Origin of the sequence: Rouxiella badensis (assembly GCF_002093665.1) — a bacterium.
Classification (GTDB): Bacteria; Pseudomonadota; Gammaproteobacteria; order Enterobacterales; family Enterobacteriaceae; genus Rouxiella; species Rouxiella badensis.
In genome coordinates this window covers 109,687-130,567 of the sequence record NZ_MRWE01000005.1, presented here as the reverse complement: position 1 = coordinate 130,567, position 20,881 = coordinate 109,687, and the positions used below count along the sequence as shown (strand labels likewise).

General features: G+C 52.8%; 18 protein-coding genes. 8 read left to right on the top strand and 10 right to left on the bottom strand.

The features are described 5' to 3' along the window. Complete coding sequence (gene tpx, locus BS640_RS04820) at positions 1-504, bottom strand: thiol peroxidase (protein ID WP_084912092.1); 504 nt, start codon at positions 502-504, stop codon at positions 1-3. Positions 505-997: 493 nt separating this feature from the next. Between tpx and ycjG the strand changes: the two genes are divergently transcribed. After that, positions 998-1,978 carry an L-Ala-D/L-Glu epimerase gene (gene ycjG / locus BS640_RS04815; protein WP_084912091.1) on the top strand — a complete coding sequence of 327 codons (981 nt, stop codon included), beginning with the start codon at positions 998-1,000 and terminating at the stop codon, positions 1,976-1,978. Positions 1,979-2,053: 75 nt separating this feature from the next. Here ycjG and BS640_RS04810 read toward each other — a convergent pair whose 3' ends face one another. Further along, complete coding sequence (locus tag BS640_RS04810; protein WP_017493662.1) at positions 2,054-2,476, bottom strand: hypothetical protein; 423 nt, start codon at positions 2,474-2,476, stop codon at positions 2,054-2,056. A 331-nt stretch (positions 2,477-2,807) separates the two neighbouring features. Between BS640_RS04810 and zntB the strand changes: the two genes are divergently transcribed. From zntB to BS640_RS04780, 6 genes are all read left to right on the top strand, one after another. Then, positions 2,808-3,791, top strand: a complete 984-nt coding sequence (gene zntB / locus BS640_RS04805; protein WP_017493663.1) for a zinc transporter ZntB — start codon at positions 2,808-2,810, stop codon at positions 3,789-3,791. Positions 3,792-4,204: 413 nt separating this feature from the next. After that, entirely contained in the window at positions 4,205-5,119 is a 915-nt protein-coding gene (locus BS640_RS04800; protein WP_084912090.1) for a homocysteine S-methyltransferase family protein, read from the top strand. Between the two features lie 68 nt (positions 5,120-5,187). Next, positions 5,188-6,732, top strand: coding sequence for an ABC transporter substrate-binding protein (locus BS640_RS04795; RefSeq protein WP_193791207.1), 1,545 nt, complete (start codon positions 5,188-5,190; stop codon positions 6,730-6,732). 23 nt (positions 6,733-6,755) lie between these two features. After that, positions 6,756-7,745 carry an ABC transporter permease gene (locus tag BS640_RS04790; RefSeq protein WP_084912088.1) on the top strand — a complete coding sequence of 330 codons (990 nt, stop codon included), beginning with the start codon at positions 6,756-6,758 and terminating at the stop codon, positions 7,743-7,745. A gap of 22 nt (positions 7,746-7,767) precedes the next feature. Then, positions 7,768-8,586, top strand: coding sequence for an ABC transporter permease (locus BS640_RS04785; RefSeq protein ID WP_017494412.1), 819 nt, complete (start codon positions 7,768-7,770; stop codon positions 8,584-8,586). Then, on the top strand, positions 8,579-10,165 hold the full coding sequence (locus BS640_RS04780) for an ABC transporter ATP-binding protein (protein WP_084912087.1): 1,587 nt from the start codon (positions 8,579-8,581) through the stop codon (positions 10,163-10,165). Before BS640_RS04785 ends, BS640_RS04780 begins: the two co-directional genes overlap by 8 nt. A gap of 82 nt (positions 10,166-10,247) precedes the next feature. Here BS640_RS04780 and ttcA read toward each other — a convergent pair whose 3' ends face one another. The 6 genes from ttcA to BS640_RS04745 form a co-directional block, all read right to left on the bottom strand. Beyond that, on the bottom strand, positions 10,248-11,174 hold the full coding sequence (gene ttcA / locus BS640_RS04775; protein ID WP_017492844.1) for a tRNA 2-thiocytidine(32) synthetase TtcA: 927 nt from the start codon (positions 11,172-11,174) through the stop codon (positions 10,248-10,250). A 339-nt stretch (positions 11,175-11,513) separates the two neighbouring features. Next, entirely contained in the window at positions 11,514-12,191 is a 678-nt protein-coding gene (locus BS640_RS04770; RefSeq protein WP_017492843.1) for an oligogalacturonate-specific porin KdgM family protein, read from the bottom strand. A gap of 69 nt (positions 12,192-12,260) precedes the next feature. Continuing rightward, a complete protein-coding gene (locus BS640_RS04765) occupies positions 12,261-14,429 on the bottom strand; it encodes a right-handed parallel beta-helix repeat-containing protein (RefSeq protein WP_084912086.1) in 2,169 nt (722 codons plus the stop codon). A gap of 491 nt (positions 14,430-14,920) precedes the next feature. Further along, positions 14,921-15,631 carry an ArsR/SmtB family transcription factor gene (locus BS640_RS04755; RefSeq protein ID WP_026110665.1) on the bottom strand — a complete coding sequence of 237 codons (711 nt, stop codon included), beginning with the start codon at positions 15,629-15,631 and terminating at the stop codon, positions 14,921-14,923. 5 nt (positions 15,632-15,636) lie between these two features. Next, positions 15,637-16,026, bottom strand: a complete 390-nt coding sequence (locus tag BS640_RS04750; RefSeq protein WP_084912084.1) for an amino acid-binding protein — start codon at positions 16,024-16,026, stop codon at positions 15,637-15,639. Between the two features lie 3 nt (positions 16,027-16,029). After that, on the bottom strand, positions 16,030-16,341 hold the full coding sequence (locus BS640_RS04745) for an antibiotic biosynthesis monooxygenase family protein (RefSeq protein WP_084912083.1): 312 nt from the start codon (positions 16,339-16,341) through the stop codon (positions 16,030-16,032). A gap of 525 nt (positions 16,342-16,866) precedes the next feature. Here BS640_RS04745 and BS640_RS04740 point away from each other — a divergent pair. Then, complete coding sequence (locus BS640_RS04740) at positions 16,867-18,198, top strand: alginate lyase family protein (protein WP_084912082.1); 1,332 nt, start codon at positions 16,867-16,869, stop codon at positions 18,196-18,198. Between the two features lie 49 nt (positions 18,199-18,247). On the opposite strand, the gene BS640_RS04735 is transcribed toward BS640_RS04740, so the two are convergent. Both BS640_RS04735 and BS640_RS04730 read right to left on the bottom strand, forming a co-directional pair. Then, positions 18,248-19,399, bottom strand: coding sequence for a MalY/PatB family protein (locus tag BS640_RS04735; protein ID WP_241528107.1), 1,152 nt, complete (start codon positions 19,397-19,399; stop codon positions 18,248-18,250). 35 nt (positions 19,400-19,434) lie between these two features. Continuing rightward, positions 19,435-20,880 carry an ABC transporter substrate-binding protein gene (locus tag BS640_RS04730; RefSeq protein WP_017492835.1) on the bottom strand — a complete coding sequence of 482 codons (1,446 nt, stop codon included), beginning with the start codon at positions 20,878-20,880 and terminating at the stop codon, positions 19,435-19,437. Between the last annotated feature and the right edge of the window lies 1 nt (position 20,881).

Sequence of the window (20,881 nt, the reverse complement as noted above, 5' to 3'; positions counted from 1 at the left end):
TTACTTCAGAGCCGCGAGGGCAGACTCGTAGTCTGGCTCATCGGTGATTTCACCGACCAGCTGGCTGTAAAGCACGTTGTCTTGCTCATCCAGCACCACGACTGCGCGAGAAGTCAGGCCAGCCAGAGGACCGTCGGTGATAGCAACGCCGTAGGTCAGTTTGAACTCGTCACCGCGCAGGGTGGACAGGGTAACGACGTTAGACAGGCCTTCTGCGCCGCAGAAGCGTGACTGGGCGAACGGCAGGTCGGAAGAGATGCACAGCACGACGGTGTTGTCGATTTCGCCCGCAGCTTCATTGAATTTACGCACGGACGCGGCACAAACACCGGTGTCAACGCTTGGGAAGATGTTCAGAACTTTACGCTTACCGACGAAGCTGCTCAGCGCAACGTCGGAAAGGTCTTTGGCAACCAGTGTGAAAGGTTTGGCAACGTCGCCTTTTTGCGGCAGCTGGCCAGCAACGCTAACGGGGTTACCCTGAAGATGTACGGTCTGAGTCATGATTTGTCCTTTGTGCTATTAAGCCAGGTTATTAAGTTTTTGCGAACTTCCACAGTGTAAGTTAACAAGTATTTGTTTGGTAGGGAACTTTTCAATTAGGGCGGGGGGAGGACAGAGCGGCCCTTATTCGCTTTTGGGTCAAAAGCACGTGCCCTGCACGCTGGGCGCTGACCCAGACCAGCCAAGGCCCCTTGGAACCCCACGCCTTGTTATCGGTGCATGTGTCTTGCCAGCCGATGAGTTTGTTTCAGCGGCCTACGCCACGCTCCGTGCCACTGGAAAGCACTCCAAACATGAGCGGCGACACGTATCAAGATGGATAAAAGGCGCAGAGAGGCAAGAGGTGGCGCTTTCCACTCTTGATCCAAAAGTCCTTGACCTTCCCCCAAAAAATTTGCAATTAAAAGCCTATTTGTAATTAAAAGCCCCCCCCTGTCTATAATAACTACAGCCTCCCTGCATTCTGCCCGAAGGCGCTTTTATGGAGCGGTGAATGAGACGTGTACGCTTTTATCCGGAAGCCTGGCCTCTGCATACGGCCTTTGTGATAGCCCGCGGCAGCCGCAGCGAAGCAAGGGTCATCGTGGTTGAAATTGAAGAGAACGGTGTGATCGGCGTCGGTGAATGCACCCCGTATCCGCATTTTGGGGAAAGTGAAATTTCGGTCATGGCGCAGCTCGGTGCCACTGCGCCGATTATCGAGCAGGGCACCAGCCGGTGGGAACTGCAAAGTCTGCTGCCCGCCGGGGCGGCGCGGAATGCGCTGGACTCTGCGCTGTGGAATCTTGAACAGCAGCAGAGCGGTCAAACTTTGTGGCAGCTCACTGGCACCACGCCGCTGCCTTCCATCAGCATGGCGCAGACCCTAAGCATTGATACACCCGAAGCGATGGCACAGGCCGCTATCGCCAATCAGCAAAATGGCGCAACCCTGCTGAAGATTAAGCTCGATGATCATTTCATCACCGAGCGCATGGTGGCGATTCGCAGTGCGGTACCGAATGTTTCGCTGATTGTCGACGCCAACGAATCGTGGCAGAGCGAAGGGCTGGCGGCACGCTGTCAGCTGCTGGCCGACTTAGGCGTATTGATGCTTGAACAACCCCTGCCGGTGGGACAAGACGATGCGTTAGCCAATTTTATTCATCCATTGCCGATTTGCGCCGATGAAAGCTGCCATACCGTCGAGAGCCTGCCGCAGCTGGTTGGCCGCTATCAAATGGTGAACATCAAGCTGGACAAAACGGGGGGACTTACCGGGGCATTGGCGCTGGCGTCGGCTGCCAAAGAACGAGGAATGGAGGTTATGCTCGGCTGCATGCTTTGCACCTCGCGAGCGGTGCGGGCCGCGCTGCCATTAACTACAGGCGCAAAGTTTATTGACCTCGATGGGCCGACCTGGCTTGAAAAAGACGTGGTACCCGGTCTGGCGTTTCACTGTGGCGTCATTGATTTGCAGGCCACGGGGGACTAACGGGGTTCCATAAAACGAATCAAGCCCCTGAGCGGTGGGCTACAGGGGCTTGATTAACGCGTCCAGAGAAGGGGATTATTTCTCTAGCGGGTTAAAGACCGTATAGGCGGTACAGTTATACTGCTGGCCAGCCATCGTCAAATGATAGAGCTCGGCACCGCTGGTACCCGCTGGCGCCTCGTCAATACCGAACAGGATGGTGGTATTTGACGGGTCTGGCGTGAAAGTTTTAGTGTCCGGGTTATAGGTGGACAACACGTACTTCACCTTGTCACTCATATCGGCGTCACGGTTACCGAAATAAATCTGTGAAGCGTTAGTTTTAGGATCGGTAATCTGCAACACCATCGTGTCTTGGCTAGTGATAGCACTGGTCAGAACCTTCATGCCGCCACAGTGGGTGTAGCCCGCTGCAGTATAGTTGCCAATCATCTCGGCTGCATGCACCACGTTGGTCATGGAACCAACAACCAACAATGACAGAAGCAATTTTTTCATTTTTTGTTTAACCTGATGTTTAAGCCAGCCACCACGTGTGCCGGGCGTGATACTTATACAATATGAGTCGATGAGAATTTGTAACAAAGTATCATAATATGCAAAGTGTTAGGCTAAAAATACGCTCAAAAAAACACGTTCCACGTCACGTCCCACATCTTGAAACACTCTATCCCGCTGCGTTTACACCTTCCTCGACCACCCATGGCATTATTACTGGCTTTATCGGTCATTATTACCTGAATTACCCGAGCATTTTCGGCCGATTTGTTGGAGCTTCAAAGAGTTAACGCTAAACTAATTTTAAATAGTAGAGAGAGTGAGGAATACCGTGGAAGTCATCAAGGGTGAAGAGTTACAAGTTTCGGATGCTGTTTATGCTTATCAGCTAGACGGTAAAGGTGGCGTACAGGACATAGATCAAAACTGTCAGGCCAGTACCGACAAGCCCTGCTGGCTGCACCTCGATTATTCAATGCCTGACAGCGAAAAATGGATTAACAGTACGCCGGTTCTGCCAGACAGCGTGCGTGAAGCGCTTGCCGGAGAGAGTATTCGTCCGAAGGTTTTGCGTATGGGTGACGGCACGCTAATAACCCTGCGTAGCATCAATCTCAATGCCAACGCGCGTCCGGACCAGTTGGTGACTATTCGCGTTTATCTGACCGACAAGATGATTATCTCGACCCGTCACCGCAAAGTGTTCTCGATGAATGAAATCATCAATGATATGCAGCATGGCACCGGTCCGACCGATACCGGCAGCTGGCTGGTTGAAATGTGTGATGCGTTGACCGATCACACCAGCGATTTTATCGAGGACCTCCACGACAAGATAATTGACTTTGAGGATGCGCTGCTGGAGCAACAGCTGCCAGAGCGCGGTGAGATGGCGCTGCTGCGCAAACAGCTGATTGTTCTGCGTCGTTATATGGCGCCACAGCGTGACGTGTTTGCTCGTCTGGCAAGCGAACGTTTCCCGTGGATGACCGATGATGAGCGTCGCCGCATGCAGGAAATCGCCGACCGTTTGGGCCGTGGACTTGACGATCTGGACGGCAGCATTGCCCGTACCGGGGTGCTTTCCGATGAAATTAGCTCGTTAATGGCCGATGCCTTGAACCGCCGTACTTACACCATGTCGCTGTTGGCAATGGTCTTCCTGCCAACCACGTTCCTGACCGGTTTGTTCGGCGTCAACCTCGGCGGTATTCCTGGCTCGAGTAACCACATGAGCTTTGCAATATTCTGTGCGCTGCTGGTGGTATTGGTCGGCGGCGTCGCCTGGTGGATGAAGCGCAGCAAATGGCTGTAACTCCCTACGTAGCGGGTAAAAAAGCATAAAAAAAAGCCGGTCATAGACCGGCATTATTCGAATCAAACGCTATGCAATAATTCTAAATAACTAAATAAGACAATATGGAGCACAACGCCCATCGCTTGACGTTGCATTCACCTGCGAAATAGATATTGCTTCAATCCACGCTGATATTTATTGATTTAGAACAAGTTTTTGTCCGTAAACAGCCCTCTTTTTTTCCTCGCACCGCTGCTTTTCAGATTCTGATGAGAGTTCACCGCCATTTCCCTCTCTTTGCCGATGCTCCTGACATACTTCATCCCTCTATCCATAAAGATATCTAGACATCTAAACGCCGCTTTTGTACAGTGTTGCCAGGTTAAATAATTCTTCATCTAAACAGTAACCAGTGGGTAAACATACAAAAAATGACCAGTAACATTGTGATCCTCGATGGCGGCATGGGCCGCGAACTGGCCCGAATGGGCGCACCGTTTCGTCAACCCGAGTGGTCTGCTTTAGCATTGATGGAAGCACCACACTTTGTTCGTCAGGCCCACGACGCCTTTATTGCCGCGGGTTCACAGGTCATTACCACCAATAGCTATGCCGTGGTGCCATTTCACGTTGGCGACGATGTCTTCTCGCAGCGCGGTGCCGAGCTGATCGCGCTATCGGGCAAGCTGGCGCGCGAGGCGGCGGACGCGGCTCCCAGGCCGGTCAAGGTCGCGGGTTCGCTACCGCCGGTGCTGGGCTCTTATCGTCCCGACCTGTTTGAGCCAGTGAAAGCCCGAGCGCTGCTCTCGGTGCTGGTGGCTGGACTTAATGAAAACGTCGATTTATGGCTGGCTGAAACGCAGAGTTCTGTCGCTGAAGTGGAGCTGGTACGCGAGGTTTTGGGCGACGATAAACGCCCGCTTTGGCTGTCGTTTACTCTGCAAGACGCCCTGAACCCGCAGGAACAGGCCGTGCTGCGCTCTGGCGAATCGGTGGCTGCAGCCGTAGACGCCGCGTTGCGCCTTAACGCACAAGCGGTGTTGTTCAACTGTAGCCGTCCGGAAGTGATGGCGAGCGCCGTCGCTGAAGCCAGCAAAATATTGAAACAACAGGGCGTCTCGCTGGACATTGGCGTTTATGCCAATGCGTTCGAGCCTTCTGACAACAAGCGCGGGGCTAACGAAGGTCTCAGCGAGATGCGTAAAGATACCGATCCACAGGGATATTTGAGCTTTGCCGAGGAGTGGGTCGCGGCCGGTGCCACGATGATTGGCGGCTGTTGTGGCATCGGCCCTGAACATATTGCTGCCCTGAATCAGGCGCTGGCTTCAACAAGCAAATCTTAAAAACAACGAATTCTTAAAAATAATAATCAGCGATTGGAGGCTGTGCCTCTCATTAAGGGATACTCATGATAGATCGTCGTTCGTTTATCAAAGGCGCAGGGGCTCTCTCTGCCGTGGCGGCAACCAGTTCTCTGTGGCCGTTTTCAAACGCTTTTGCCGCTGTTACAGCGGTACCTAAAAAGGGTGGACACCTGGTGGTCGGCATTGATAATGCCTCCAGCACCGACCGTCTCGATCCGGCTTTCTGGTTTGAAACCTATATGTATTTTGTCGGCTCGCAGATTTTCAACAGCCTGGTCGAGATAGATGAAAAGGGCGAACTGGCCCCATCACTGGCAGAGTCCTGGTCGTCCGCCGACGGCAGCAAGACCTGGATCCTGAAAATTCGTCAGGGCGTGCAGTTTCATGACGGGCGCGCATTGACCGCCAAAGACGTGGTTTATTCGCTTAATCACCACCGAGGCGAAAAGTCGACCTCGCCGGTCAAAGGCTATCTTGACCCGGTTGAGTCGATTACCGCGACCGGCGACCATGAAGTGACTGTCAAGTTGAACGCGGCGGACGTCGAGTTTGTGTGGCTGCTGAGCGCGGTACACTTTGTGATTACCGCAGAAAACGAAAGCTTCGACAAAGGCATCGGCACCGGTGCCTTTATTCTCGAGAAATTCCAGCCCGGCGTGACTACGCTGACCAAACGTAATCCTAATCACTGGAACAGCGAACGCGGCCACGTTGATTCAGTTGAAACGTTGGCGATGAACGACTCCACGGCGCGCGTTGCTGCGCTGGTGAGTGGCTCCGCGCAGCTTATCAACCGCGTTAATCCGCGCATCGTGGGCCGTATTCAGCACATGCCGAATATTCAGCTGGTGCGAGCGAAAGACAGCGCAATTTATACCTTCCCGGGGCTGTCTAATCTTGCGCCGTTCAACAATGTCGACGGCCGTCTGGCGCTAAAATACGCCATCGATCGTAAACAAATTATCAACACTGTGCTCGGCGGCTACGCCAGCGTGGCGAACGATAACCCGTTCTTCCCGTCGAATCGCTACTTTGCCAAAGACATTCCGCAGCGTCCTTACGATCCGGATCAGGCACGCTTCCACTGGAAAAAGTCAGGCTTTACCGGTCCATTAACCCTGTCCGTTGCCGATGCCGGTTTCCCCGGTTCGGTGGACGCGGCACAGCTCTATCAGCAGTCTGCCGCCAAGGCCGGTATCGATCTCAAGGTCGATCACGTGCCGGATGACGCTTTCTGGAACGATACCTGGCAGAAAAAGGTGTTTGTTTCTTCTAACTGGGCCAGCCGCCCGACCGCTGATGCCATGCTGTCACTGGTGTTTACCAGCCAGTCATCCTGGAATGAGTCCGCATGGCACGTTCCGGCCTTTGACGCGATGGTAAAAGCCGCGCGAGGCGAGCAGGACGAAGCGCGCCGCAGGCAGATTTATCACGATATTCAGGTGATGCTGGTCGATCAGGGCAGCGAAATTATTCCGCTTTACGCTGACGCCCTCGACGGCTGTTCAACCAAAATCAAAGGCTTTACCTCAGTACCGGGGATGCCGCTGAGCGGCAACCGCGCGGCGGAAAAAGTCTGGATCGAGAGCTGAAGCCATAACGCGGATAAAAAAGTATGTCGGAAATGATTACGCAACGGCCTTCGGGCCGTTCATCTTTACTGCGACTGGTCGCGCTGCGCCTGTGCTACGGCGTGTTGATGGTGCTGGCCGTTTCGGTGCTTATCTTTATTGGCGTTCAGCTTTTACCGGGCAACGCCGCCACGGCGATTCTGGGGCAGAGCGCCACGCCCGACGCCATCCGTGAGCTGAACCTGCAATTGGGGTTGGATAAACCCGCCGTTGGACGCTATCTCAATTGGCTTGCAGGCATTCTGCACGGTGATTTTGGCATCAGCTATACCAGCCGAGAGTCTATCGCCGGCCCGCTGTTTGTCCGCCTTGGCAACACGCTGTTCCTGGCAGGGTGCACGGCGGTGATTGCCGTGCCGTTGGCGCTGGGTATCGGTTTTCTGTCGGTGCGATATCAGGGGGGGATTATCGATACGTTGCTCAACGGTGTAGCGCGCGCCGCCGTGGCGCTGCCGGAGTTTTTCTCCGGCTATCTGCTTATCCTGATTTTTGCCATCACGCTGGCCTGGGCCCCAAGCAACAGTACGTTGTCTGATTCGATGTCCTTCACCGCAAGACTGTCTGCCATCGCGCTGCCGTGCGCTACCTTAGTGCTGGCGATTGTCGGCCATATGAGCAACATGACCCGAGCGGCGCTGATTGCTGCCCAGAGCGCGGCCTACGTTGACACCGCGCTGCTGAAAGGGCTAACGCCGGCACGCATTCTGTGGCGTCACGTATTGCCGAACGCACTCGGTCCGATAATCAACGTGGTCGCCATCAACCTGGCCTACCTGATGGTTGGCGTGGTCATCGTTGAGAACGTATTTGTTTATCCCGGATTAGGGCAGTACATGGTGGACAGCATCAGCAAGCGCGACATCCCGGTCATGCAGGACTGTGCGCTGCTGCTGGCGGGGATTTACATCCTGCTCAACCTGCTGGCCGACGTGTTGGCGTTGATTGCCAACCCGCGTTTACGCCATCGTCGTTAAGTGCTGCTAAAGGAATTTTGAGATGCCTGCATTAAAACCAACCGCAATTCTGGGACTGACAGGGCTGACCCTGTTCGTGCTGATTGCCGTCTTCGCGCCTTGGCTGGCGCCTTATGCGCCGGATAAAGTCATCGGGATGGCCTGGCAGGCGCCCGACGCCACGCTGCGTCTCGGCACCGATAATCTGGGGCGTGACCTGCTGTCGCGTATGATTTGGGGGACTCGGGTGTCGCTCGGCGTTACCGCTCTGGCCGCCGTGCTGGCCTTCGTCGTGGGCTGTACGCTCGGCTTTATCGCAGGGGTGAGTGGCGGCTGGCTCGACCAGACTATCTCGCGCATCAACGATATGATCATGGCTATTCCCACGCTGATTTTCGCTCTGATCGTGCTTGCGGTGTTGCCTAAAACTATTCTGACGCTAACGCTGGTGCTAGGGCTGCTGGAGTCCACCCGCGTACTGCGTGTCGCGCGTGCGCTGGCGGTTGAAATCGGCGTGATGGAGTTCGTGGACGTCGCCCGACTGCGCGGTGAAAGCCTCGGTTGGATCCTCTGGCGAGTCATTTTGCCCAATTCGCTGCAAACGCTGATTGCCGAGTTTGGGCTGCGCTTTATCTTTATTTTGCTGTTCCTGTCCGCACTGTCGTTCCTTGGACTGGGCATTCAACCGCCGACGGCCGACTGGGGCGGACTGGCGCGTGATAATAAAGACGGCATCCTGTTTGGCGTCTGGGCCGCACTGGTTCCGGGCGGCGCGATTGCTGTTCTGGCGCTCGCCATCAATGCGGTCGCCGATTGGCTGATGAGCGGCTCGACGCGTTCATGGGGAGGTCATCATGGGTAATCCTTTGCTTCAGGTTGAGCAGCTGGTCGTGGTTTCGAGCGATAAAACTCAGCGCCGTTTGGTCGATAATGTCAGCTTCGACCTGAAGGCCGGTGAAGTGCTGGGACTAATTGGCGAGTCTGGTGCGGGGAAATCGACTATCGGACTGGCGATTCTCGGCCACTGCCGTCACGGCATGCGCATCGCGTCGGGCAGTATCAGATTTAATGGCACTGAATTGGCCCGACAGTCGCAGCGGCAGTTGAGAACGCTGCGCGGCAGAAAAATCGCCTATGTGGCGCAATCTTCCGGCGCGGCGTTTAACCCTGCGATAACTATCGGCGAACAGGTTATCGAGGCGACGCTCAAGCATCGTATTCTTCCTCGCCAACAGGCGCAGGCGAAAGCTATCGAACTGTTCACCCAGCTGGGTCTGCCGGAACCGGCGCAGTTTTATCAGCGCTATCCGCATCAGGTTTCCGGCGGGCAACTTCAGCGCGCCATGATAGCGATGGCGCTCTGCGCGGGACCGGAGTTACTGATTTTCGACGAGCCGACCACCGCGCTCGACGTGACCACCCAGCTTGGCGTGCTCAAAGCCATTGCCGACGTCATCCGCCTTTCCGGTGTAGCGGCCATTTATATTAGCCATGACCTGGCGGTGGTGGCGCAGATAAGCAATCGAATCATGGTGTTGCAGCACGGCAAGACGGTGGAGCACGCGACCACCGAAAGACTGCTGCACGCGCCGGAACAAGACTATACCAAACGCCTGCTGACCGCACAGGGTGAACCGCGCGAGGCGATGCCGATGAATCAGCCCGAGCTGTTGCGCATCGATAACATCAGCGCGCGATACCATCATCAGCCGGTGCTAAAAAATCTTTCCCTGTCACTACCCCAGGGGCGGACGTTGGCGGTTATTGGCGAATCGGGTTCCGGTAAATCGACGTTAGGCAAAGTGATTTGCGGGCTGCACAAGCCGGAAAACGGCGAAGTGAGCATTGAAGGGCAGGCGTTGAGCGCAGGTCTGCGGGCGCGCAGTCGCCAACAGCTACGTGATATACAACTTATCCATCAAATTCCCGATACTGCGCTGAACCCGAAAGAGATTATCGGCAAGCAGATTTCGCGCGTGCTCGAGTGTTTCACCGAACTTACCCGCCAGCAGCGTGCCGAGCGCGTTTCCGAGCTGCTGACGCAGGTGGGGCTGAGTCCTGAACTGGCTGCCCGTTATCCTGCGGCGCTGTCGGGCGGACAGAAGCAGCGCGTCTGTATTGCTCGCGCGCTGGCCGCTGAACCCAAGCTGATTGTCTGTGATGAACCCACCTCAGCGCTGGACCCGCTGGTTGCCCGCGACGTGTTGGCACTGTTGCGTCAGATTCAGCATCAGACCGGTATTTCATACCTGTTTATTACTCATGACCTGCAGGTGGTGCGTGAGGTTGCCGACGAAGTCGCCGTGCTGTTTAAAGGCGAGATTGTGCGCAATGGCTCGGTGAACACCACGCTTTCAGAGCCTTTGGATAATTACACCCGGGAGCTGCTGCGTTCGGTGCCAGAGATGCGTATCGGTTGGCTGGAAGAACAGACGGCCTGATTTTTTGCGACACAGGTAATAAAAAACGCGCTGTAAGCTTAGGCTTCAGCGCGTTTTTTATTTTGTCCGCAGAGGCGGGGGATTACTTGATCTGCAGGACGTCAAGACGTTCGACTACCAGGTCCTCTTCCGCCTGCCAGCCGACGGGCTGCATTGGGATGTCTTCGCGATCGAAGGCCAAATCACCGCCGTCAACGATTTCATCACCGTGCTTGATGCCCTTGAAGTCGAACAGGTTGGTATCGTTAAGGTGCGAAGGCACGACGTTCTGCATGGCGCTGAACATGGTCTCGATACGGCCCGGATAACGTTTGTCCCAGTCTTTCAGCATGTCGCTAATGACCTGACGCTGTAGGTTTGGCTGCGAGCCGCACAGGTTGCAAGGGATAATCGGATAACCACGAGCAATCGCAAAACGCTCGATGTCTTTTTCACGGCAGTAGGCCAGTGGGCGGATAACGATGTGTTTGCCGTCGTCGCTCATCAGCTTAGGGGGCATACCTTTCAGTTTGCCGCCATAGAACATGTTGAGGAACAGGGTTTGCAGGATATCGTCGCGATGATGGCCGAGCGCGATTTTGGTACAGCCTAATTCGGTAGCCGTGCGGTAAAGGATACCGCGGCGCAGACGGGAGCACAGCGAGCAGGTGGTTTTGCCCTCCGGGATTTTGTCTTTTACGATAGCGTAGGTATTTTCTTCAACGATCTTGTATTCGACACCCTGCTTATCAAGGTATTCCGGCAGAATGTGCGCCGGGAAACCCGGTTGTTTCTGGTCAAGATTAACGGCAACCAGAGAGAAATTGACCGGCGCGCTTTGCTGCAAATTGCGCAGAATTTCAAGCATGGTATAGCTGTCTTTACCACCAGACAGGCAGACCATGATGCGGTCGCCTTCTTCAATCATGCCAAAATCAGCAATAGCTTTACCAACGTCACGACGCAGACGCTTTTGGAGTTTATTCAGGTTGTATTGCTCTTTCTTGCTAACTTCTTGATTATCAAACATTATATCGACACTCGAGATCTAAAAAGGGCACCAGTGGGGCAATATTCAGGCTGGCGCCAGCCGACAAAATGCGGCACGGAGTTAATTGGCGTGTATGTTACGGATTACGCGGGCGAAAGCCAACACGTTTTAAGCGGGGTTAGGCTGGGTTTTTAAGGATATTGAGGCTGTATAAGGCATGGCAGTTTTCTGCGTTGAGTTCTGTTTGCTACTAACCTAAAGTCAGACTGTGCAGCAAAGGCCCTAAAAAATTCCCTGACATATCAGACTTGTACTCTGATATGTCGTGAGGTGTTAAAGGGACTCGACAAGATTTTGCTTCATTTCCTATACCGAACCTTAGAAGCTGTATTGAATTCCCACCCGCAGGCGGGTCTGCCTTTCGTGGGTATTTTTTCGAACCGAGACATTGCCAATTTCGGCATAGGGCGTCCAATGGTGATTGATGTTGTAGGCAACTTTAAAATCTTCTTCATAGTCCCATTTAGCATTATCAAACAGAACCTGATTACTGTGTTTATAAATATAGTTATATTCGAAACGCCAGTCGGCAAGGCGATAGCCGAGCCAAATCTCTCCGCGATGAGTTTTTTTATCATTATTACCGTTGTCATAGTGTGTCTCTTCATAACGATAGCGTGTATTAAAATAAATGCCGCTGGAGAAAGTGTATCCAGCGGCCAACGACGGCTTGTAGACTTTATTGCCGGAATTCACCTCTGCGGCAAATCCTGGCTGCAAAAAAAACGACTTTGTTGCTTTATATTGATAGGTAAGCGTCGTTTCCGTGCCGTTACCCACCATTCTGTTAAACGGTTGATTGGGGTTATTATCCCCGGAGCGCCATTTATCTTCGAAAGATAAACCGATACCATTGGCAAAGCGGTGTGATATTAAGATCCGGTCTTTATGCTGTTTACTGTCATCAAGCCATTCGTGTCGAATATCAAGGGTAACGGCATGACTGCTTGCGCTGGCCAGCAGCAGGCCGCAGATCAGCAGTCTGTGATTTATCATTTTAGAGCTCCCTGAAATATTGAGCAGTATTAGGGTATTTAGCGTCTCTTCCTGTTAATGAAACTGCCTTTATTTCCTTGCTAAAAAATTGGAGTAATTAAATTCTCCGTCAGGAAGACGTGAAATGGGGCTTGGAAGCCGCGTGGAAATAAAGCTGTCGGGCTGGATCTCTTGATGCAAAGCATTCACCGTTCTGCGATGGGCATAGAAATAATTGCTGCTGTCTACGTTTCCGCTGACTACATCGTTATATCTGCCCTCTGAGGATCTCAGCGAAATATTGGCTTTAAACGTTCCTTGTTTATCCGCTGGGGTATAGGGTGAAGGACGGAACAGGAAGTTGAATCTTTTATTGTCAACGGCACGATTATTTTCAACGATCAAGGCACCTGGGTTGAAGTTATCGGTGAAGCCGTCCATGCCGTTTTCTACGGCAACATTATTGCGGATAACATGAGCGACAGGCAGGCCTTCGCCGCCGAGTTTAAAGCCGTTGCTGCCGTTGTGTACCGAGAGGCTGTTTTCTATTGTGACGCTGCCGTTCGGACCGTCTTCAATCTTGTTGAACAAATCAAAACCGTCATCGATGTTATCGTGCGAGTAGCAGTTAACGAGGCGATTTCCCTCTCCTACGCGCATTTTCACTGCAAATCCATCGGCATTTTTATGCCCCGGATCTTTATTTCCCCAGGATTCTGAATTGCTTATTAGATTATGACTGGCCCAAAGTGCGCGGCCAATACCCTCCGGTGAGGCAACCCAAATACCCGTATCGTCTGCGTTATGTGCCTTAACGTTGTTGATGTGATTATAACTACCAGCAATGTGAAAGCTCTTTTGAGTCACGGTGATCCCCTCAATTTGCCAATAGCTTGCGTCGAGGGTAAGCCCGTTGAACACCACGTTATTACTCTCCGGACGCAGCGTTTTAGGTTTTTTTGCCGTGCCACTCGCCGTTGCCGGGATCTCGCTGGCAGGGTATTCACCGTCAGCCATCCACAGCGTGCCGCCGGGGGCTAACAGGTTGACTGCGGTCGCGAAATCCAGCGGATGTTGCCGAGTTCCATCGTTATCTGCTGCCCCCTTGGCTGAAACGTAAAGCCGCTGCGGATGACTCACCGGCACCCGTTTGACAGGGAAAATGCGGCTCAGGGGTTTAGCGTTATCCGGGATAAATTCTATGTTTATTTTGCCCTCGGGTTGTTGGAGATGAAATGGTACAGCGACCGCTTCACCACCGCCAATAGCCGTCTGGCTAAGCAGCGTTTGTTCACCCATTTTGATCTGTATCTGCCCGCGCTCATTGGTTCGCAGCTGGAAAATGCCGTTCTGGCTTGCTACAACAGGCGATGACATGATCTCGATATGGGGCTCGAGAGGCGGCGCGACATAAGGCGGAGACGGTTGGGTATCGGCCGCGCTGAGTATCAGTTTGGTATGGTTAACGGTAATGCGGGCGTTGCGCGAGGCGAAAAACCCAACGTAATAACCCGTTTTATCCAGCTTTGTAATCAGGTCAGCGCCATTGAGAGTTTTACTTACCCACCGGTGGCTGCTTTCTGGCGCATAGGAGACCTCAAACCCATTATCGGTCCGAGTCAGTCGCAAAGAGAAATGTGCAGGCGTTGTCAAAGGATGATAGGCCTCGCGCACAATACCTATACCGATATTACCCCATGGATGTTTCACTCCCTGGCGGGCTATTAAGGCTACTTCCTGTGGCTTATCTCCGATTGCCATTACCGTGTTCATCACCATATTGGAGGCTGCCGGAAGCTCCTCAACGCCGGGTTTGGTTACTGGTTGCCGTGCCTTGCCCAGGATATTGCGTACTAATAATCCGGCACCTTCCTGTCCGGCAGGTTTTGCCCCGTTTTCAGGACCTAATTGATTCAGCGTGACATCGGCTTCCAGCTGGAAATTTACATCAGCCGGCAGTCGTGTATAGAAATAAGTCAGGCCGTCATGGCTGTTACCTATTTTACCGCCTCGACTTTCCAGCGTAAAAGGTGTGGCAAGTTTTACACCGGCCGTGGGAACGGATTTCCCGTCCGCCAGAAGCGTTTCATTGATGCCAATTTTATCCTGCAGGACATTGGTGGCGAAATTAACGTCGGTCGACTGACCGAAGGTGATGCTGTGCCAAATCAGACTGCTCGCTTCAGGCACAGTACCCGCCAAGACTTGCGCACTTATTCCGCATGACAGCGCAACAATCAATACCTTAGATTCCCACATAATTGTTCTCATCCTAAAAACATAAATTGTGCTGGTTACGGGATGAACCCGACCATTTAAAAATGAAACAACGTTTCATTTTTAAATGTATAGCATTTTATATTGCAGGATTGGGGAGAATTAATGTGAAGCGATTCACGTTTGAATAAGCGGGTTAGCTTTTTTTGGACCGTTTTGCGATGCCCGTAGTATTTCGGCACAGCCTCGAAGTAGGGCGTGCTTTTGGATATCACCGTCACCGACATGATTACCGACCAGGAGCGGGAAGAACTTTTTAAGCGATTGAGGCGCTGTAACGGACAATTTATTGATTCGAGCGGCTGGGGGGCGCTGGGGTTTATAGTCGCAACAGCGAGGGAATCATTGAGGGGGCCTGATTCTCCTGTAGCAGGCATACAGCGGCATTATCTGACTAAGGTAAATCTGCCTGAATTTCTCGAGGACTGACAGGAGTAGGCCGCTGAGTCCCTGCGATAAAAGGGCGTAGTGGGTCAGTCTGGATTGCCTGACAGAGCAAACCATTTTCGAAAGGCAGCCTTTCCTGATGAGGTGATATTCACCTCTCTGAAACCCTGAACGCGTTTTAGCCAACCCCGGTGTTCACAGAGAGTAAAAAAAGCAGCGCCAGCATCTCCCCCTAGATGAGAGCGTCGTTCGCTCCAGTCCAGACAGGCGCAGCAAGGCTTTCGTTTGGTTTTAGGGTCAAGCACGACGCCCATTTGCTGAAAATTTTCGTGACCTTTTTCCGTGAGGTGAGTGCCATCATCGTTTATCCAGCCCTCGCGCCTCATAGATTCGTAAATTTCTACCGCGACTTCTCCGGCCAAATGGTCATAGCAGGTACGTGCCACTCTCAATTGCACCGGAGTTCGAGTTTTAGGCGGGGGAATTCTTTTCCACGACACACCCATCATCATCTCGACCAACTGCCCAACTTCATGGCCTGCAAGGCGATAATAACGATGTCTCCCCTGCGAAAGGCAAGTGATCAGATGGCTATTGACCAGCCGGTTCAGGTGAGAGCTCGCCGTTGATGAAGCAATATCCGCAACGGCGCTGAGTTCAGTGGCGGTCCACGCTCTCCCGTCCATCAACGCACACAACATTTTGACGCGCGACGGGTCAGACATGGCGGCCGCGAGGGCCGCCATAGAGGATTCGAGCTGAGTATCACTATCATCGACTTCGATTTTGTTAAGCATATTTATCAGGAAACCGGAGCCCATGGCTCAGTAATTTTAGCTGCAATTTGTTGATTATCGGTGATTAAAATCAGTCTATTGGCATGATCACTGTACTGAGTCAGAATATTAACACCGTTTTTAGACAACGCGGCGGCAATTTCGCCAAACTCGCCGGGGCACTCCTGCTTAAGCTTTCTGATGATGGGTTCATTGATACTTTTGACCCTAAACCCTTCACTCTCAAGGACCCATTTAGCTTTATTACCCTCCTCAACGAGGAAGTGCGCGTGGCATTCATTACCTGCCGTAAAAATGCCGCCTCCTTCCAGACCGACGCCGTGATGCCCCAGTATTTTACCCAACCAGGCCAGTTCACCCGGGATATTCTTCAGAATCACGTGAATATCGTACATTTGTTATCCTCTGTCTTCCGATGAATAATCGCGTATGACCTGAGCGATACGAATTCTGTAAAATGTGAAAATAGAATCCCGACCTTCCGCCTGTGCGCTCATATGGAAGATATTCTTTTTCCAGGTCAGGACCGCCTCTTCATCGCGCCACCAGGAAAGTGATAGAATTTTCCCCGTTGATGCCAGGCTCTGAAAACGCTCTATGGAAATAAACCCGTCAATCTCTGCGAGCATCGGTTTTAGCTCGGCGGCGAGCGCCAAATATCTTTCCTGCAGAGTAATATTGGACTCAGCTTCAAAAAGCACTGCGATCATTATCTCTCTCCCTACGAATATGTAAGAGAAAGATTAGCGGTTTGCCGCGCTGATACTTCGACGTAGAGCGAAATGTGGAATTTAATGAATAGGGCTATTGGCTCCTCAGGGCCGATCGTACCTTCTTCGAACAGGGTAATTTCATATTTATACTGTGCGCCATTTTCTTGAATCTTTTCTTTTGCCAAAAAGAGGGGTTTATTGAAATGATTAAATAATTACTTATTGATCGGGTTTCTGAATAATACCTCTCGGTTAATTAACCTTTTCGTTACTAACGACGTGGTGTGATATGTTCTTTTTTATATTAAATTATTACTGGTCGTAAATTTCAGCCAGTGTTAGCTGCGCACCTTTATCTGGTGCAATAAGAATCTCTCTCTATAAAGAATTTTCGATTAGGCTTCACTCTATTAAATTATCTATTGATAAATAATCCCATGCTCGCGTATCTTTCCTCAAGGCGTTAAACAGCTATCGGTGTTTTTCGGAAATTATTAAATTTAATAATTAGAAGGACGGAAGATGAGTCGATTTTGCAAAGTGGCCATAAGCATTGCCTTCATGCTGAGTGCAGGAGCAGGGTGCGCTGCGTATGCTGCCGATTCGGGTCCACAAGCGTTGGCATTCTTGCAGGCCAGCCAGTTGTTGCAGGTAAAGCATCAACTTGAGCAGGGGAAAGCGGCAACGTCCACCCAAGAGGCCTATGACCTGCTTATTACCTCCGCTAATCGGGCGCTGAAAACGCCGAACCCAAGCGTGACCGAAAAGGGGATGACGCCGCCAAGTGGGACTAAACACGACTACCTGAGTCTGAGCGCCTACTGGTGGCCGGATCCGAGTAAAACCGATGGACAGCCCTGGATCCGCCGAGACGGCAAAGTAAATCCTGCCAGTAAAAATAATCAGAGTGACGGCGTGCGGCTCGCGGCGTTTACTGCAAAGGTTCAGGATCTCACCCTCGCCTGGTATTTTTCAGGGCAGCAGCGCTATGCCGATAAGGCCGCAAGCATGTTGCGCACTTGGTTTATCACGCCGGCAACGCGCATGAATCCTAATCTTAACTTTGCCCAAGGTGTGCCCGGAATGAGTGCGGGCAGAAACGCGGGCGTGCTCGATGGCCGCTATTTTGCAACAAGAATCGTTGATTCCGTGCTGATGCTGCGCGGTAACGCCGCCTGGTCCTCTGACGATGAGCGCCAGTTGCGCCAATGGATGCAGGAATATTTGCACTGGTTGCAGACCAGTAAGCTGGCAATTAAAGAGAGTAAAACTAAAAATAACCACGGTAACTGGTACGCGACGCAGGTGGCGGGCATCGCCTGGTATCTCGACCGACCGGAAACGATAAAAAAGATGGTGGCGCTCACTGAAAGCAAACTAGACACCCAACTGCGGCCCGACGGTACTCAGCCGCTCGAACTGGCGCGAACGCGTTCATTCCACTACAGCTATTTCAATTTGCAGGCTGTTAGCCTTTTGGCCATCCTTGACCAGAAGGCTGACGGTCAGAAGGGGGGGCAAGACCTGTGGCACTACACGACGCCCGACGGCGGAAGCGTCTTGAAATCATTGGATTTTATGGCGCAGTACAGCAATGAAGCAAAGCCGTGGCCGTATAAAACGCTGGACCGTATTAGCGTACGCATCGTGCCTCTGCTTTCGTGGGCAGATAACGGCATCGGCCAACCGAGATATGAGTCGCCGATCCGCGCCGCCTCTTTTAGTTTACCGACAGCCACTCATAAACCAGGCGAAAAAGGCGAATATCATGCAAACGCCCGGCGAGGTGCCATCATTGAGGCGCAGCGTGAAACCTGGTTGACCTCGCTGCCGGTTTGGGAAAGTAAGAGATAGGGACAGAAGTCGTGGGAGCTTCACTTGCCTGGCCTATCAACAAAAAGGGTCAGGCCGGAAAATAATGCCGCAGCCTTTCTATCACTGTTTCCAGTTCGGATTTGGGCAACGCAAAGTTCAGGCGCATAAATCCCTGACCAGTTGGGCCAAAATTGAGGCCACTTTCTAGCAAAAGCCCTGCCTGATGCAGCAACCGGTGTTCCAGCTCGGGCTGAGTGAGTCCGGCACGGCGAAAATCCAGCCAGGCAAGATAGCTGCCTTCGGTGTGAAACAAACGAATACTTGACCCTGCGTTCAGCCCTTGCTTGAGCAGGGCATAGTTGGCCTTTAAATACCCGAGCAGTTCGTCCAGCCACGGTTCTCCCTCGCGATACGCCGCGTCGCAGGCACTCATGCCAAGAGAGTTCGGCTTGTGCACGCTCAGTTGGTAAAGCTCATGGCGAATCCTGCTACGGATTGCGTCGTTTTTAATCACCAGATGAGTGACCGGCAACCCGCCGAGGTTAAAGGTCTTACAGGGCGAGGTGAAAGTAATGCAGAAATCGGCAACCTTATCATTGAGTAACATGATAGGGGTATAAGGCCGTTCACCAATGACCAAGTCTTGGTGCACGTCATCGGAGAGCAGCAGCAGGCCGTGACGCTGACACAGGTCGCCTATCTGCGCCAACTCTTGCTTATTCCACACTTTGCCAATCGGGTTATGGGGATTACAGAGGATTAATATTCGGCTACGAGGAGAAATCTGCGCCTCGATGCGTGAGATATCCAATCCATACTGGCGGTCCTGTTCAACCAAGGGGACATCAACCAGGCGACGACCAGTATGGTGAATGACCCGGTTAAAGGTGCCAAAACCGGGCGAGAGAATAATTATCTCGTCATCGGGCTCACTCAACGTTCGGATGATGAGCTCCATCGCGGTAATAACCGACTGGCACGGCACAACCCATTCAGGATCAATTTCCCAGCCATGTCGCGAGGACTGCCAATGGCAAAAAAGGCTGAAAAAGTCCTCAGGCCACTCCCTGTAGCCCAAGATCCCATGCTCTATCGCTTGCTGCATTGCACTCAAAACCTGAGGCGGAGAGCGGAAATCCATATCCGCTATCCAAAGGGGGATGACCGAGGCATTCTCCGGCGTCGAGCCCTCTTTGACCGCTAGCCATTTGGTGGAATGCCGCGATCGGCGGTCAATCACTGTATCAAAAATACACCTGTCGCCGTGCTTGCTTCTCAATGAGTACCCCCATCTGGGTTGGCAATAATGCGTACGCGTCCTTCGAAGGTGGGTTGCCATCCCTTGGCTTTTTCGCCCAGCGTCCAGTGGTTATCTGGCGCGTAGAGGAAAAGCCACGGCGCATCATGGTGGACAAGTGTAAATGCCTGCGCCAGAAGCGCCTGACGCTGTTCGGCGTGCTGTGTCGCGGCTATCTCGTTCAGCAGGGCGTTCAGTGTTTCACTGTGGTATCCCTGCCACCACGGGCCTTGACGACGGGAGTCGAGCTTTTCGATATACACGCGCCAGGCGCTGGCGGGGCTTGAGTCAAAGCAGGCTACATCGCCAAATTGCTTGTCACGAACTCGATGCGCATAGGCTGGCCTGTCGTGGTAAACCGTCAGGTTGGCGGTGATCCCTACGTCCTTAAGCTGCTGGGCGATGCGTTCAGCCAGCGGAATTGACTCATCGGGGAACGTAGCCGGTAATGAAAACTCAAGCGTAAGACCTTGCGCATAGCCGGCCTCGGCGAGCAGCTCGCGTGCTTTTTGCTGATTATAAGCATAAGCGCAGAGGTCTGCCGGTGTTCCCGCGTGACGTGGGCTCAGCGGACCTGCCAGCGGCGCTGCCTGGCCTGCCGCAATCGCTGGGTCGTTGATGATGTCTGTCAGGTTTATCGCATAATTGAGCGCCTTTCTGATGCGAACGTCCTGCAAGGGGCCGCTAAAGAGGTTAAACAGAAAAATCACGCACAGCGTGCTTTTACGTTTTAGAATTTGAAAATTATCATGTGACCCTGTCACGTAGTGTGCCGGGGTATCGACGGCTAAATCCACTTTGCCTTGTTGTAACAGGGCTAAACGACGTTTAGCATCGGGTTCAGCGAGCCAGACCAGTGATTGAGCGGGCGGGGGGCCGGCCCAATGTGGGTTGAACGCTTGCAAAACGACCTTGCCGGGCTGCTGGCTGCTGGCCCGATAAGGTCCGCTGCCGATTAATTTAGGCAGTGACGACGTCTCTACGACGGGAATATCCACCAGTAAATCCAGCAAATCGCCAAAGGGGCTTAACGTTTCCACAATCAGCACACTGTCATCGGTAGCGGCTATTTTCGCCCCCTCAAGATAGCCACGCAAAACCCCTTCGGTGCCGAGTTCGCCGGGCATGTCGGCGGAAAGCGCGCGTCGCAGGGAGCCTGCAGCATCTTGCGCGGTAAGCGCGGAGCCATTGTGAAATATGACGTCTGTTCGCAGATTAAAACACCAGCGCAGTCCCTTATTCTCAACCCTCCAATGCGTCGCCAGCCAGGGAATAAATTGTCCATGGTCATCGCGGCGCACCAGAGAATCATAGATAGAGTCAATGATGCTGCGTCGGTCGCGGATGTCAGAAAGAATGTGGGGATCGGCGAGCACTGCCGAAGGTTGTACCACCGTGAATACCGGCGTTGAGGCTATTGTCATG